Genomic DNA, 14936 nt, shown 5'->3' with positions numbered 1-14936 from the left:
CCGGAAGGTCGGCAGCCACCGCTCCAGCTCCTGAAGCCGCCGGTATGCCGTCGCGCGACCGGGCAGCTCCACCTCCCCTTCGCCGTAGTGGGCCTCCAGGCGCGTGCCGACGGAACGGATTACCTTCCCACGGGTCGGCTTCGACTCTTTCCCGTGCTCCCCCAGGGCCATCTCAACCCACCGCACGGCGGCCCGGCCCAGCCCTGCCATGTCGCCGCTCCCACGGTCCGGGCCGTCACGCACGAGCCCGGCTTCCCGGTCGCTAGCGCGCGCCCACCGCTTGATGGCCCTCACACTCACGCCCAACTCGGTGGCCTTCGCCTCGTATCACTGCAGCTTGGGCACCGTGGTCGCGTACTGCGGCCGGCGCTCGCCAGGCTCTGCGAGTTCGTCGCTGCCCGACCGGAAGCCGGTCAGAACCTCGTTGCTATGAGCAGCCCGCTCCCGAACTGCGGCAAGTTCCTCATCGCTGAGCTGAGCGAGCAGCACCGAGGCCGTCTCGTGGTTCGTCGTCCGCCTGCGGCCCCTGCCCGGTCGCGATGACCTGGGCCACCGTACGGGACCGGCTGGCGAACTGGAGTGGTCCGCCGAGGCCGCCACCGCCTGGGACGACATCGAGCAGGCCGCCACCTACACCTTCGCTCCCTCCGGAGACATTCTCTGGCCCACGTTCCGGATGAGCCCGGTCCCCGCGTGGCGCGTCGAGGTCGGCGCGTTCCTCGCGAGAAACCCCGACGTGTGCAAGGGCGCGCGGGACGTCATCCTCATCCGCTCGGCCGAGGCACTGGAGACGGCGCACAAGCTCGACACCATCGTCCTGGACAAGACGGGCACCGTCACCGAGGGCGGGCCAGCCCTCGCCGATGCGGAGCCGGTCGGCGGCTTCAGCGAGGACGAGCTGCTCGCGCTCGCGGCCGGCGCCGAGGCCGACAGCGAGCACCCGCTCGCCCGCCCTCTGGCTTCGACTCTGTCACTGGGCATCGCCGACACCGTCAAGGACGACTCGGCCCGTGCCGTGGCCGCCTTGCAGCGACTCGGCACGGACATCGTGATGCTCACCGGCGACAACGCCGGGACCGCCGCTGCGATCGCCGGGCACGGCGACATCCCCAGGGTCCTGGCCGAAGTGCTGCCCGAGCACAAGGCGGACGAGATCCGTCGGCTCCAGGGCGAGGGCCGCACGGTCGGGATGGTCGGTGACGGCATCAGCGACGCCCCCGCCCTCGCCCAAGCCGACGTCGGCCTCGCGATCGGCACCGGCACCGACGTCGCCATCGAGGCCGCCGACATCATCCTCGTCTCCGGCTCCCTCGCCGGAGTCGTCACCGCCATCCGCCTCTCCCGCGCCACCATGCGCAACATCAAGCAGACCCTCTTCTTCGCCCTCGTTTACAACGCCGGCGGAATCCCGATCGCCGCCGGCGCCCTCTGTCGTCTGTGGGGCATACGCCTCAGCCCGATCATCGCCGCCGCGGCCATGGCCGTGTCTTCCCCTTCGGTGGTCACCAACGCCTAGCGACTTCGCCGTTGGCGCCCAACGCCACTCCCGGCGGAGGCGGGAGTCAGACCTTCTCGACGGTGATACGTGGGTGGTCGCTGGTGAGCAGGGTGATGTCCTCGACGTCGGACGTCAGGATCGTGACGCGGCCGGGCTGGGCGAAGGCGGTGGCGCACAGCATCGCGTCGATGGCGTACTTGTGTCCGTGCAGGCCGGCAGCGCGCAGCAGACCGGCGGCGGTCTGGGCGAGGGCCTGAGTGACTGGCTCGACCCGGAGCCGGGACAGCGTCCACTTCAGGGCGGCGTCGTTTATCCGGGGGTGGATCACCTCGACGAGGATCGGGGCGGAAGTGATCACAGGAAGGTCGGCGTCGCGTGCGGCGGTCAGCCACTCGTGGACCTCGCGGTCGCGTTGCACGGCTTTGGCCAGGCCCTCGCTGTCCAGGATGAGCGCGCCGCTCACGCGGCTGCCCCGGCGTCGGAGGAGGTGCCGCCGGTGAGCTTGGCTCGTTTGGCTGCGACGGCTTCGGGGTCGGCGGGTCCATGAGTCTTGTCGAAGTCGGCGATCAGCTCATCCAGGTTGTCCCGCTCGATCTGCCGTTGCGCGGCCTTCTCCAGATACGCGGACACGCCTCGCTTGCCTACTCGCTCACGGATCGCTTGCAGGGTGCCGGCGGTCAGGGAGACGGAGATGCCGCTAGTGGGGCCGTCACCGGGCGGGAAGTCGGTGTCGTCGTCAGCCATGCCGGAAGTATGGCATTGCAAATGCCATAAGGCGAGCTTCGCGATGGCGCGGAGTCCGGGGATGCCACCCTCCGTGCGTCAGGCATCGCGCGTAACGCCCATCGTGCACGTCATGCACATTGATCTTGCATCCGTTTTGCGTCGCGCACGCCTCTGACCTGCGGTTTTCTTTGAGCTGTTTTGGCTCTACATGTTTGCGATGACCCACCACGTGGAGTGCGTGGCGATCCTGGAGCCGGTGCGCGAGGACGCCTGACCCGGTCCACGGGGATTCACACGGCAGCAGGGCCCGGACCGCGACGTGCGGTCCGGGCCCTGCTCCGTGTGGTGCCGCCCTGCGGTGGCGGTGCGTCAGCTCTCTGCGGCGTCGTCGTCGGGCTGTCCGGCGTCCTCGGCCCCGAGTACCTTCTCGCGCATCTTGCGCACCAGCTCGGCCTTCTGGCCGGCGGCGCCCTGGCGGTCGAGGTTGCGGTGCGGGCCGTTGTTCTGCCGTTCGGCGCGGGACTGCCTCTTGCGCTGGCCGCCGCCCTGGCCCACGGGATTGTTGATGTTCTTGCTGTCGGTCACGGGCTCTCCCAGTGGTGCTGTGAAGTGGTCTGCGGATTCATCGGTGGGAACGGGCGGCGGGGTCGAGGGACGTCGTCGGGGGCCGTCACGCTCTCACGCGTACATCGGTCTGGAAGAACATGACAATCACGCTACCCGGTTCCGTCGGCCTGGCGTGCCGAGCTCCGCCCGGGGTCGGCCCGGGCGGCCGGATCGGGGTTGGCGGGGTGGGGGTGGGGGAGGGGGTGGCCGGTTGGGGGTGGGGGTGTGTGGCGGGGGTGTGAAATTTCGGGGGTGTGGGGGATGTCGGGGCGGGGGGTCGGTCGTTGGAGCGGTGCGAAGGGAGACAAGGGGAGGTTGACGGGATTCGGGGAGGTGGCGTCGGGGTGGTGGGGTCCGGGCTGCTGGGAGGTGGCGGGTGGGTGGCTTGGAGGCGGCGTGAAGGGGACCTTCCTGTTCCCTGGGTTTGGCCGGATGTAGACCTCGTGGGTGTTCGGCGGGTGCCGGTAGGGTGCCGATCGATTCCAGCCATTCACGAGATGATCGATCAGCTTTCGGTCATGGTGTCCCACCAGCCGCAAAGCTTGGGTCTCGGCCCTTTTCTGTCAGCGGCAGACAGGTAGGGTGATCGCGCTGCCGGGCCCGGTGGCGACGGGGGGAGACACAGTTGGGCGAGCCACTCAGATTCGGAATTCTCGGACCACTCATGGTGACCGTGGGGGAACGGTCCGTTCAGGTCGGCGGTGCCCGGCAACGTACGATTCTGGCCCTTCTGCTCCTGAGTCCGGGGCGGATCGTTCCGGTTGACACCCTCGTGGACGTGGTCTGGAACGGTCGTCCGCCAGCCACCGCGCGGACCCAGGTGGCCATCGTCATCGCGGCCCTGCGCAAGGCGATCAAGAGCGAGGGGGTCGCCGAGGAGGTCATCGCCACCGCGCACCCCGGGTACCTGCTGCGGCCCGACGGGCACGTGCTGGACACCGTCCTCTTCAGCGGGCTCGTCGCCGACGCCGAGGAGGCCGTCCGTACGCACCGGCCCGCGGACGCGGCGCGCTGCTACGCCGAGGCGCTCGCACTCTGGCGGGGCCCCGCGCTCGCCGGGGTCACGGGGCAGCTCGTCGAGGACGAGGCGGCCCGGTGGGAAGAGGTCCGCATCAACGCCTACGAGGCGATGACGAGCGTGCAGCTGGAGCTGGGGCGGCACCAGCTGCTGCTGCCCGAACTGGCCGCCGCCGTACGGGAACACCCGCTGCGCGAGCGCACCCGGTACCACCTGATCATCGCCCAGTACCGCTCCGGACGGCGGGCCGAGGCGATGGAGAGCTTCCGGGAGGCGCGGCGCCAGTTCATCGACGAGCTCGGCATGGACCCGGGCCCCGAACTCCAGGAGCTGCACGACGCGATCCTGCGCGACGATCCGTCCCTTGCCTTCGAACCGCCGGCGGACGTGGTGGCGGGGGGAGAAGGTGCCGCCGACGCGTTAGCGGTACGCGGGCGCGTCGTGCCGTCCGAACTGCCGCCCGATGTACCGGGGTTCGCGGGCCGCGGGCTCGAACTCGCGGCGCTCGACACCCTGGTGGAGGGTCAGGGCGGGGACGGGCGGACGTCCACCGTCGGGCTGGTCACCGGTGTCGCGGGGGTGGGCAAGACCGGCCTCGCGGTGCGCTGGGCGCATCGTGTTACCGAACAGTACCCGGACGGGCGGCTGTTCGCGGACCTCCGCGGCTATGACGAGCACCACGCGCCGACCACCGCCGGGGACATACTCAGCCGCTTCCTGCGCTCGCTCGGCGTGGACAGCGAGGACGTGCCCATCGGCCTGGAGGACCGCATCGCGCTGTACCGCAGCGTGCTCGCGGAGCGCAGGGTGCTGATCGTGCTGGACAACGTACGCACCTTCGCGCAGATCCGCCCCCTGCTGCCGGGCAGCGGCGGCTCCACCGTGCTCGTCACCAGCCGGGAGCAGCTGGAGCAGCTGGTGACCTGGCCGCAGCGGGGACGGGTGCACCTGGGCGTGCTCTCGGAGGCGGACTCGGTCGAGCTGCTCGGCCGGATCGTCGGCGAGGTCCGGATCCAGGCCGCCCCCGGGGACTCGGCCCGCCTGGCCGAGCTGTGCGACCGGCTGCCGCTGGCGCTGCGCATCGCGGCGGCCCGGCTGGCGTCGAAGCCGCACTGGACGGTGCGCCACCTGGTGACCCGGCTGAGCGACGGGCGGCGCCGGCTGGACGAGCTCAGCCAGGGCGAGTCCCAGGTCCGGGCCAGCTTCGAGCTGAGCTACCGCTACCTGCACAAGGACGCGGCCCGGCTCTACCGGCTGCTCGGGCTGCTCGGCGTACCGGACTTCACCACGTGGGTGGGTGCCGCGCTGCTGGACGGGGACGTCATGGACGCGGAGCGGCTGATCGAGCACCTGGTGGACGCGCAGTTCCTGGAGGTCGTCGGCGTCGACGCCACCGGGCAGCTGCGCTACCGCTTCCAGAACCTGATGCGGCTGTACGCGGAGGAGCTGGCGCGGGAGGAGGAGAGCGAGGAGGACCGGCGGGAGGCCTGCGAACGGGTGTTCCGGACCTCCCTGACCATTGCCGAGCAGGCCTTCCGGCGTGAGAAGGGCGGCGACTACGGCACCGTGCGCGGCGACGAGCCGCGGCGTGACGTCGACTCCGTGCTGGTGGAGGAGCTGCTGGCGGCGCCGCTGGAGTGGTTCGAGGCGGAGCGCCTGTCGCTGGTGGCGGTCGTCGAGCAGGCGGCGGAACTGGGCATGGACGACCTGGCCTGGGACCTGGTCATGTCGATGGAAGTCCTGTTCGAGTCGCGGAACTACCTGGAGGACTGGCGCCGATGCAGCGAGTACGCCCTCGAAGTGGCCCGTGACGCCGGCAACCTGCGCGGCTGGGCGGCCATGGAGCAGCAGCTCGGCGTGATCGAGCTCCGGCACCGCCGGCTGGCCGCGTCCGCCGCGCGGCAGGAGAAGGCACTGGGCCTCTACACGCAAGCGGGTGATCCGCGGGGCCGGGCCCTGGTCCTCAACAATCTCGCCTTCATCGACCGGATCCGGGGCGACTACGACCTGGGGATGAGCCGGCTGCGCGAGGCACTCGAGGTCTTCCGTGCGCAGGACGACCGCACCACGCAGGCGTACGCACTCCAGTTCATGTCCCAGATCGCCCTCGAACAGGGGCGGCCGGAGATGGCGGTGGAGCTGAGCATGGACTCCCTGCGGGTGTGCGAGGGCATCAAGGGAGGCGGGCGCACGCTGGCGCTGGCCACGTACCGGCTGGCCAGCGCGTACCTGGCGCTGGGACGCCTCGGGGCGGCGGAGGAGAACTTCTCCCGGGTGGTGGACATCGTCAGGGAGAAGTCCGATCTGCTCGGTCTGGCCTACGCGCTGCTGGGGCTCGCCGAGGCGCGGCTCAAGGCCGGCGCGGCGGACGCCGCCGAACGGACCTTCGCGGAGGCCCTGGAGGTGGCCCGCCGCACCCGGAGCCCCATGGTCGAGGGGCAGATCCAGCTCGCGCTGGGGGAGGCCTGCCGGCAGTCGCGTCGCCTGGAGGAGGCGGCGGCGCACGCTGCCGCCGCACTCGCCATGTTCCAGGGCATCGGTTCTCCGCCCTGGGAGGCGAAGGCGGAGGCGGCGCTGCGCCGGGTGGCCGAAGCGGCAGGGGCGGCCGGAGGTGTCGCGGGAGCATCCGTAACCGGTCAATAACCCGGCGATAAAGCGGCTCCCTAGCGTCATCGCAGACGAGAAAACTGCCGAGCTGTGGAGTCTGCGATGTCACGTACGACCGGCGCGCCCTCTTTCGCCGTGATCCCCGGCGCCCAGGTGCACGAAGTCCTGGACGGCCGTGCGCCCGAAGTGGTCGGATTGATCGAATCCGCTTATCGGGTGCACGGTGAGGGCGGGACGGTCAATCCGCCGTCCTATTTCCTGCGTTTTCCCGACCGGCCCACCTCGCGGATCATCGCGCTGCCGGCGTCGATCGGGGGAGCGGCCCCCGTCGACGGGGTGAAGTGGATTTCGAGCTTCCCCGAAAACGTGGCGGCCGGAATTCCGCGCGCCTCCGCCGTGCTGATACTCAACGACCCCGCGACCGGTTATCCGCTCGCCTGCCTGGAATCCTCGATCATCAGCGCGGCCCGCACCGCCGCCTCCGCCGCCCTGGCGGCCGACCGGCTCAGCCCGGCGGGCCGCCGGCCGCGCCGGATCGGGTTCTTCGGCGTCGGGCTGATCGCCCGCTTCATCCACCAGTACCTGGCGGGCACCGGCTGGGAGTTCGACGAGATCGGCGTGCACGACCTGTCCGCCGAGCACGCCGACGGCTTCGCCGACTACCTCACCCGCTCCGGCGAGCAGGGTCCGGTCACCGTCCACGACAGCGCCGAGAAGCTGATCCGCGGCAGCGACCTCGTCGTCTTCGCGACCGTCGCCGGCACCCCGCACGTCACCGAGCCCGACTGGTTCGGACACAACCCGCTCGTGCTGCACGTCTCGCTGCGCGACCTGTCGCCCGGGGTGATCCTCTCCGGCTTCAACGTCGTCGACGACGTCGAGCACTGCCTGAAGGCCGACACCTCCCCCCACCTGGCCGAACAGCTCACCGGCAGCCGGGACTTCGTCGACGGGACGTTGTACGACGTGCTGTCGGGGCAGCTGTCCGTGCCCGAGGACAGGCCCGTCTTCTTCTCGCCCTTCGGCCTGGGCGTCCTCGACCTCGCGGTCGGCCGGCACGTCTACGACACCCTGCACGAGCGCGGCGACCTCGCCGTCGTCGAGGACTTCTTCCACGAAATGCGCCGCTACGGCTGAGCCCCGCCGCGTACACCCGGCCGCCCCGAACGGCCCCGAGCCATCCGAGGAAAGTGATTCAGTGACCACACTGCTCGACACCGCCACTCGGGCGCCGGCCGCACACGGCCGGCGCCCCCTCCCCGTCCGGATCGAGGAGACCGCCCTCGACCCGCACCCCCCGATCGAGCTGTACGAGGCCCTGCGGGCGCGGTTCGGGGAGGACGTCTTCCTCCTGGAGTCCCTGGAGAGCCCCGAGTTCGACGGGAACTCCGCCGTCGTCGGCTTCGGCCGCCTCGCCGAGCTGCGCATCCGCGCCGGGCGGATCTCCGCCGTCGGCGCGGCGCCCGTACTGGCCGAGCTGTCCCGGGTCGCCGACGGGCTGGGGCTGGCCGCCGGCCCCGGAGGCGACCGGATCTTCGAACGTCCCGGGCAGGTCTGGGACGTGCTGCGCGCCGTCCAGTCCCGCTTCGACGTCGACAGCACCCGCCCCGACTACGCCTTCGGCTTCCTCGCCACCATCGGTTACGGCGCCGCCTGGTACATGGAGGACCTGCCCGTCCGGGAGCACACCGACGAGGGCGCCCCCGACCTGGTCCTGACCCTGTTCCAGGACACCGTCTGGTACGACCTGGACGCCGGCACGGCCGTCCGGCTGGCGGCCCGCAGCGAGGCCTTCGGCCCCGACGGGGGCCCCGCCGCCCGTACCGACCTGGCCGGCATCGTCGAGCGGCTGACCTCCGGGATGACCGAGCCCGCCGGCCGCGTCCCGGCCGCCCCCGCCCCGCGCGCCGTGCGCGACAGCACCGACGAGGAGGCGTTCCGCGCCCACGTGGAGCGCTGCCTGCGGCACATCGGCGTCGGCGACATCTACCAGATCCAGATCGGCCACCGCATCGAGGTCGACACCGACCTCACCCCGCTCGACGTCTACCGGCGGCTGCGCGGACGCAACCCGTCCCCGTACATGTACCTCGTCCCGCGCGACGGCTCCACGCTGATCGGCGCCAGCCCCGAGGTGCTCTTCCGCACCGAGGGCGACCGCATCGTCATGCGCCCCATCGCCGGCACCACCCCCCGCAGCGGCGACCCCGCCGTGGACGGGCCGCGCGTCGAGGCCCTGCTCGCCAGCGAGAAGGAGCGGGCCGAGCACGTGATGCTGGTCGACCTGTGCCGCAACGACATCGGCCGGGTCTGCCTGCCCACCACCCTCGACGCCCCCCAGCTGATGACGGTCGAGACCTTCAGCCACGTCTTCCACCTGGTCTCCACCGTCGAGGGCAGCCTCGCCCCCGGCGAGGACACCTGGTCCTCGCTGGCCGCGACCTTCCCCGCCGGGACGGTCACCGGCGCCCCCAAGATCCGCGCCATGGAGATCATCTCCGAACTGGAGTCCGAACCGCGCGACATGTACGCCGGCGCCGTCGGCCTCGTCGACGTGCGCGGCTGGTCCCGCCTGGCCCTGTGCATCCGCACGGTCACCCACGACGGAACGGCCTACTCCACCCAGAGCTGCGCCGGCATCGTCGCCGACTCCTCGCCCGCCGCCGAGTGGCACGAGACCCTGCACAAGATGGGAGCGGCCTACTGGGCGCTCACCGGTGAGGAGCTGCTGCCGTGAAGGTCCTGCTCGTCGACGCCTACGACAGCTTCACCCACATCATCGACCAGTACCTGCGCACCCTCGGCGCCGACACCGAGGTCGTCCGCTCCCGCACCGAGAGCCCCGACGAGCTCGCCGCGCGGCTGCCGGACGCCGTGGTCCTGGGCCCCGGCCCGGGCCACCCGGCCGAGTCCGGCCACGTCGAGCTGGTGCACCGGTTCGCCGGACGGGTCCCCCTGCTGGGCATCTGCCTGGGCCACCAGGCCATCGGCCTGGCCTACGGGGGCCGCGTCCAGGTCGCCGACCGGCTCAAGCACGGCAAGACCAGCGAGGTCGCCCACGACGGGGCCGGGGTCTTCGCCGGGCTCGGCGAGACGATGACGGCGACCCGCTACCACTCCCTCATCGTCGCCGAACCCCTGCCGCAGGAGCTGCTCGCCACCGCGCACGCCGTCGACGACGGCTACGTGATGGGCCTGCGCCACCGCACCCTCGCGGTCGAAGGGGTGCAGTTCCACCCCGAGTCCATCACCACCGTCGGCGGCATGCCGCTGCTGCGGAACTTCCTCACCGGAGCACGGACCCGCCCGGCCGGCACCCTCGCCGGATGACGCAGGAGCCTCGAAGGAGCGATCTCGTGGAGCACGTCGATTCCTGGCGGGCCCGGCCCGCCGCACAACAGCCCGAATGGCCCGACCCCGCCGCCCTGGCCGAGGTACGGGAACGACTGCGCGAGTCCGTCCCGCTCGTGGTCGCCGCCGAGTGCGAGCAGCTCAAGTACCGGCTCGGCGCCGTCGCCCGGGGCGAGGCCTTCCTGCTCCAGGGCGGGGACTGCGCCGAGACCTTCGCGGACGTCCGCGAGGACTCGGTACGGCGCAAGGTGCAGACCCTGCTGCAGATGGCGCTCGTCCTCCAGTACGCCGCCTCCGTGCCGGTCGTCAAGATCGGCCGGATGGCGGGCCAGTACGCCAAACCCCGGTCCAAGCCCACCGAGACCCGCGGCGGGCTGACCCTGCCGGCCTACCGGGGCGACGCCGTCAACGGCTTCCCCTTCGAGGCGGCCGAGCGCACCCCCGACCCCGACCGGCTGCTGCGGATGCACCGGGCCGCCTCCGGCACGATCAACCTCGTCCGCGCCTTCACCACCGGCGGCTACGCCGACCTGCGCCAGGCGCACGCCTGGAACCAGGACTTCGTGGCCCGCTCGCCCGTCGGCGAGCGCTACGCGGCGCTCGCCACCCAGATCGACCAGGCCCTCAACTTCATGCGGGCCTGCGGGGCCGACGAACGCATCCAGCACGCCGTGGAGTTCTACGTCAGCCACGAGGGCCTGCTCCTGGAGTACGAGGAACCGCTGGTCCGGGAGGACCCGGCGACCGGCCGGCGCTACGCGACCAGCGGGCACATGCTCTGGATCGGGGAGCGCACCCGGGACCTGGACGGCGCCCACGTGGAGTTCTTCTCGAAGATCGCCAACCCGGTCGCGGTCAAGCTCGGCCCGACGACGGACTCCGACACCGTCCTGCGGCTGATCGACCGGCTGGACCCCGAGCGCGAGCCCGGCCGGCTCACCTTCGTCGTCCGGATGGGCGCCGGACAGGTGCGCGACCGGCTGCCCGAGCTGGTGGAGAAGACGGCCGCGGAGGGCGCGCCGGTGGCCTGGGTGAGCGATCCCATGCACGGCAACACCTTCGAGGCGCCGTCGGGCCTCAAGACCCGCCGCTTCGACGACATCGTCGACGAGGTGAAGGGCTTCTTCGAGGTCCACCGCGAGCTCGGGACGCATCCCGGGGGCGTGCACCTGGAATTCACCGGGGGCGACGTCACGGAATGCGTGGGAGGCGGTGAGGAGGTGAGCCTGGACGGGCTGAGCGAACGCTATGAGTCCACTTGTGACCCCCGGCTCAACCGCACCCAGTCGCTGGACCTCGCATTCCTGGTCGCCGAGATGTACCGGGAACGCTGAATTCCGGTTAAAGCCGTTATCGCGGGGTGCCCCGGAGGGTGTCCAGAGGGCCTCTCAAGCGGCCCGCAAGCAGTCGTCAAGAGGGGTTCGGGAGTACTTTATTGCCCCACGGACCCCTCTTGACCTGCAGGTATATCGTCCTTATCGAAATGGCGCAGCCTCGGAAGGCGCAGCGATATCAGCTCGAAGCCGCCCCTTCCTAGTGTTCTTCTCACCGGAACAAAGCGAAGCTCAAGCGGAACTCAACGGGGGAAGAACAGAGATGCAGAACACGTGGCGTACCCAGGTCAAGCGCATCACCGTCGCGATCATCGCCGCCATGGCGATCGCGGGTGGCGTACAGATCGCCGCCGAGGATGGTCCGGCCGGCAGCAGCGGCAGTGCCGGCACCGGCGTGACCGCAGACGCCACGACCCCGCAGGCTCCGCCCGCGGCCCCCACCCCGTCGCCGTCCGCCACCAAGGACAACGACGAGTGGAGCTGAGCGGCGGGGGCCACCCCACCACTCACCCGAGGGAGACCCAAGTGACCACCGCCAGACCAGAACCCGCCCGCGAAGCGCGCAGCTGGCCCGCCTTGCTGGACACCCTGCTCGCCGGCCGAGACCTGGCCCCCGCCGACACGGCCTGGGCCATGGACCGGGTGATGAGCGGCGAGGCCACCGACGCCCAGCTCGCCGGCTTCCTGGTCGCCCTGCGGGGCAAGGGGGAGACGGTCGGTGAACTGGAGGGCCTGGTACGGGCCATGCTCCACCACGCGGTACCCCTCGACGTCCCCGGCGCCACGGTCGACGTGGTCGGCACGGGCGGTGACGGGGCCCGGACCGTCAACATCTCGACCATGTCGGCGATCGTCGCGGCCGGCGCCGGCGCCCGGGTCGTCAAGCACGGCAACCGGGCGTCGAGTTCGGCCTCGGGCTCGGCGGACGTGCTGGAGGCCCTGGGCGTGCGGCTGCGCCTGGAGCCGGCGCGGGTGGCCGCCCTCGTGGAGGAGGCCGGGATCACCTTCTGCTTCGCCCCCGACTTCCACCCGTCCATGAGGCACGCCGCCGCGGTCCGCAAGCAGCTGGGGATCCCGACCGTCTTCAACGCGCTCGGGCCGCTGACCAACCCGGCCCGGCCGACCGCCCAGGCGGTCGGCGTGGCGGACGCGCGGCTGCTCCCGCTGATCGCCGGGGTGCTGGCCCGCCGGGGCGGCAGCGCCCTGGTGTTCCGCGGGGACGACGGCCTCGACGAGCTCAGCGTCACCACCACCTCGACCGTGCTCAGCGTCGAGGGGGGAAGGGTCCGGGAGGAGTCCTTCGACCCCCGCGACGCGGGCATCGCGCCCGCCCCGGTGGACGCCCTGCGCGGCGGGGACGCCGCGCACAACGCGGAGGTGGCCCGGCGGCTGTTCGCCGGCGGGGAGCGGGGTCCGGTGCGCGACGCGGTGCTGCTCTCGGCCGCGGCCGCGCTGGCCGCGGCCGAGCCGTCCCGGGGCCGCACGGTCACCGAGCGGCTGCGCGAGGGGATCGCCGCCGCTGCGGCCGCCCTGGACTCGGGGGCCGCGGAGGCGGTCCTGGAGCGCTGGGCGCGGGCGGCCGCCGGACACGCCGGAGCGCCGCTCGCCGCCGCCGGGCGGTGAGCGGCAGGCGCCGCACGGAACGCCGACGCGCCGCGGTGCGGCCGGGCCGGTCCCTGGGAGGGGGACGGCGCGGCCGCACCGGCGGCGGTCGGCGGTCGGGGGTGGGGCGTCGCGGGGTCAGGGCGAGAGGGCGGCCGCCTTCGCCGGCAGCCGTACCGGCTCGTGGACCAGCGGCCCCTCGGCCGTGTCGGCGGCCTCCTTGCCCGGGGACACGCCCCGGCGGATCCAGGACAGGGCGGGCGAGGTGATCGTGGTGGTGAGCAGGGCCATCAGGACGAGCATCGTGAACAGCTCGGGCCCGATCACCCCCAGCTCCAGCCCCAGGTTCAGCACCACCAGCTCGGTCAGGCCGCGGCAGTTCATCAGCGCCCCGATCGACATGGCGTCCCGCCAGGACTGGCCGGTGGCCCGGGCTGCCGCCGTGCTGCCGCCCCACTTGCCGAGGAAGGCCACGACCATGACGGCGCCGGCCCACAGCAGCATCATCGGGTCGGCGGCCACCAGCCCCACATCGGTCTTCAGGCCGGTGTTGACGAAGAACAGCGGCAGCAGGATGGGGATGGTGAAGGCCCGCAGCCGGGCCGCGCACAGCTCGATTACCCGCGAGCCGCGCGGGGTGATCACCCCGAAGACGAAGGCGCCGAACAGGGCGTGCACGCCGATCTTGTCGGTGGTGAAGGCCGACAGGCACAGACCGCTGAACAGCACCACCAGGACGACGGAGTCCACCGTGCGGGCGGCCCGTACGGCCCACTTGGCGAGCAGCGGCCGGACCGCGTAGATCATGAAGGCCAGGAACAGGGCCGCGAGGGCCGCCGTCGTCGCCGCCTCGACGGGGGAGCTGCTGGTGCTGACGGCGACGACCGCGGCCAGCAGGCACCAGGCGGTCACGTCGTCCACCGCCGCGCAGGCCATGGCCAGCGCGCCGATCCGGGTGTGGTAGAGCCCCCGGTCGGTGAGGATCCGGGCGAGCACGGGGAAGGCCGTGATGCTCATGGACACGGCGATGAACAGCACGAACGCGAGCTTGGTGACCCCCTTCGGGGCCATCGTGTCGTACATCAGCAGTGCCAGGCCCGAGCCGAGGACCAGCGGGAGCGCGATGCTCGCCTGGCTGACGCCGATGGCGGTACGGCTGTGCCCGCGCAGGGCCGAGAGGTTGAGTTCCAGGCCCACCAGGAACATGAACGCCAGCAGACCGATGTTTCCGAAGGCCCCGGTGAACGGCAGGACCGTCCCGGGGAACAGCCATGCCTGGGCTCCGGGCCACAGCCAGCCGAGCAGCGAGGGGCCCAGCAGGATGCCGACGGCGATCTCGCCGACCACCGGCGGCTGACCGATCCGGCGGAAGAGCATCGCGCCGGCCTTGCACGCGATGATGACGGCGGGGATCGCGATCAGCAGATCGGGCAGCGGGTCACGGGCGGACACCGGCGGCTCCTTCCCGGTCCGACGGGGCGGCGAGCGGGGCGGGTATCGCCGGTAGGGGAGGGGCCGCCGCGGGCGGGCCGGGGACGGCCGTGGCGTCGGTCCAGCGGGCGTAGCGGCGCTTGCCGTACAGCAGGGGCTCCTCGCCGTCGTGCAGCGAGACCCGGCTGATCCGGACGAACACGGCGGTGTGGTCGCCGAACTCGACGGCCTGGGTGACCTCGCCGTCGGCGATGGCGTGCGAGGACCCGGCCAGGTGCGGGCCGCCGGCGCCCAGCGGCAGCCGCCACTCGACGCGCTCGAAGCGGTCGGGGGCGCCCGAGGCGAACAGGTCGGAGACGGGGCGGGCGTTCTCGTGGAGCAGGTTGACGGCCACGTGCCCGGTCTCCAGGACGGCCTGGACGGTCGGGCTCGCGGTGCGCAGGCACAGCACCACGGTGGGCGGGGAGAGGGCGACGCTGGCGAGCGAGCTGCACGTCATGCCGCGCGGCTCGGAGTCCGCGCCGATCGTGGTGATCACCGAGACGCCGGAGGGGAAGGCCGACATCAGGGGCCTGATGTCGGCTTCGGCCGCGTCGGACAGACCGGCGCGGACGGTGGGGGCGCTCGGGGCGATCGGGGCGGTGCGGGCGGACGGGGACGGCTGCGAGGTGGCTGTCATGAGCGGGACTCTCCTGGTCTGGGGTGCGGCGCGGGGCCCGGAAGCCGGAGGGAGGGGCCGGCTCCGGGCCTGCGCACCGGAAGG

At 72.1% G+C, this 14936-nt stretch carries 13 protein-coding genes; 8 read left to right on the top strand and 5 right to left on the bottom strand.

Going from position 1 to position 14936, the window contains the following annotated elements; translation table 11 throughout:
• Positions 1 to 676 precede the first annotated feature (676 nt).
• Complete coding sequence (locus tag ABD973_RS07160; RefSeq protein WP_345499294.1) at positions 677 to 1516, top strand: HAD-IC family P-type ATPase; 840 nt, start codon at positions 677 to 679, stop codon at positions 1514 to 1516.
• Positions 1517 to 1562: 46 nt separating this feature from the next.
• Here the strand turns inward: ABD973_RS07160 and ABD973_RS07155 are convergent, their stop codons facing one another.
• The 3 genes from ABD973_RS07155 to ABD973_RS07145 form a co-directional block, all read right to left on the bottom strand.
• The gene (locus ABD973_RS07155; RefSeq protein WP_125822828.1) at positions 1563 to 1961 is read right to left on the bottom strand and encodes a PIN domain-containing protein; all 399 of its coding nucleotides are present in this window, start codon (positions 1959 to 1961) and stop codon (positions 1563 to 1565) included.
• The gene (locus ABD973_RS07150; protein WP_125822829.1) at positions 1958 to 2242 is read right to left on the bottom strand and encodes a hypothetical protein; all 285 of its coding nucleotides are present in this window, start codon (positions 2240 to 2242) and stop codon (positions 1958 to 1960) included. The genes ABD973_RS07155 and ABD973_RS07150 overlap by 4 nt, the downstream gene beginning before the upstream one ends.
• Before the next feature lie 351 nt (positions 2243 to 2593).
• Positions 2594 to 2809, bottom strand: a complete 216-nt coding sequence (locus ABD973_RS07145) for a DUF6243 family protein (RefSeq protein ID WP_125822830.1) — start codon at positions 2807 to 2809, stop codon at positions 2594 to 2596.
• A gap of 685 nt (positions 2810 to 3494) precedes the next feature.
• On the opposite strand from ABD973_RS07145, the gene ABD973_RS07140 reads away from it, so the two are divergent.
• From ABD973_RS07140 to trpD, 7 genes are all read left to right on the top strand, one after another.
• The gene (locus ABD973_RS07140; protein ID WP_345499290.1) at positions 3495 to 6491 is read left to right on the top strand and encodes an AfsR/SARP family transcriptional regulator; all 2997 of its coding nucleotides are present in this window, start codon (positions 3495 to 3497) and stop codon (positions 6489 to 6491) included.
• A gap of 66 nt (positions 6492 to 6557) precedes the next feature.
• On the top strand, positions 6558 to 7592 hold the full coding sequence (gene sbnB / locus ABD973_RS07135) for a 2,3-diaminopropionate biosynthesis protein SbnB (protein WP_345499288.1): 1035 nt from the start codon (positions 6558 to 6560) through the stop codon (positions 7590 to 7592).
• Positions 7593 to 7653: 61 nt separating this feature from the next.
• Positions 7654 to 9192, top strand: coding sequence for an anthranilate synthase component I family protein (locus ABD973_RS07130; protein ID WP_125822833.1), 1539 nt, complete (start codon positions 7654 to 7656; stop codon positions 9190 to 9192).
• A complete protein-coding gene (locus ABD973_RS07125; RefSeq protein WP_125596498.1) occupies positions 9189 to 9785 on the top strand; it encodes an anthranilate synthase component II in 597 nt (198 codons plus the stop codon). Before ABD973_RS07130 ends, ABD973_RS07125 begins: the two co-directional genes overlap by 4 nt.
• On the top strand, positions 9782 to 11140 hold the full coding sequence (locus ABD973_RS07120; RefSeq protein ID WP_125822834.1) for a class II 3-deoxy-7-phosphoheptulonate synthase: 1359 nt from the start codon (positions 9782 to 9784) through the stop codon (positions 11138 to 11140). The genes ABD973_RS07125 and ABD973_RS07120 overlap by 4 nt, the downstream gene beginning before the upstream one ends.
• A 262-nt stretch (positions 11141 to 11402) precedes the next feature.
• A complete protein-coding gene (locus ABD973_RS07115; RefSeq protein ID WP_125596505.1) occupies positions 11403 to 11624 on the top strand; it encodes a hypothetical protein in 222 nt (73 codons plus the stop codon).
• 41 nt (positions 11625 to 11665) lie between these two features.
• Complete coding sequence (gene trpD / locus ABD973_RS07110) at positions 11666 to 12763, top strand: anthranilate phosphoribosyltransferase (RefSeq protein WP_125822835.1); 1098 nt, start codon at positions 11666 to 11668, stop codon at positions 12761 to 12763.
• A gap of 117 nt (positions 12764 to 12880) precedes the next feature.
• On the opposite strand, the gene ABD973_RS07105 is transcribed toward trpD, so the two are convergent.
• A complete protein-coding gene (locus tag ABD973_RS07105) occupies positions 12881 to 14194 on the bottom strand; it encodes a cation:proton antiporter (RefSeq protein WP_345499284.1) in 1314 nt (437 codons plus the stop codon).
• Positions 14181 to 14852: a flavin reductase family protein gene (locus ABD973_RS07100; protein WP_345499282.1), complete on the bottom strand. Its 672-nt coding sequence runs from the start codon at positions 14850 to 14852 to the stop codon at positions 14181 to 14183. Before ABD973_RS07100 ends, ABD973_RS07105 begins: the two co-directional genes overlap by 14 nt.
• Positions 14853 to 14936: the final 84 nt, after the last annotated feature.

This window comes from Streptomyces racemochromogenes, from assembly GCF_039535215.1.
Taxonomy (GTDB): domain Bacteria; phylum Actinomycetota; class Actinomycetes; order Streptomycetales; family Streptomycetaceae; genus Streptomyces; species Streptomyces racemochromogenes.
The sequence above is the reverse complement of the archived record's forward strand: the minus strand, read 5'-3'. Positions and strand labels throughout refer to the sequence as shown.

Coding starts and splice junctions, on each gene's coding strand:
- ABD973_RS07150 (WP_125822829.1), bottom strand. CDS start 2,242: ATGGCTGACGACGACACCGACTTCCCGCCCGGTGACGGCCCCACTAGC.
- ABD973_RS07160 (WP_345499294.1), top strand. CDS start 677: ATGAGCCCGGTCCCCGCGTGGCGCGTCGAGGTCGGCGCGTTCCTCGCG.
- ABD973_RS07100 (WP_345499282.1), bottom strand. CDS start 14,852: ATGACAGCCACCTCGCAGCCGTCCCCGTCCGCCCGCACCGCCCCGATC.
- ABD973_RS07120 (WP_125822834.1), top strand. CDS start 9,782: ATGACGCAGGAGCCTCGAAGGAGCGATCTCGTGGAGCACGTCGATTCC.
- ABD973_RS07140 (WP_345499290.1), top strand. CDS start 3,495: ATGGTGACCGTGGGGGAACGGTCCGTTCAGGTCGGCGGTGCCCGGCAA.
- sbnB (WP_345499288.1), top strand. CDS start 6,558: ATGTCACGTACGACCGGCGCGCCCTCTTTCGCCGTGATCCCCGGCGCC.
- ABD973_RS07115 (WP_125596505.1), top strand. CDS start 11,403: ATGCAGAACACGTGGCGTACCCAGGTCAAGCGCATCACCGTCGCGATC.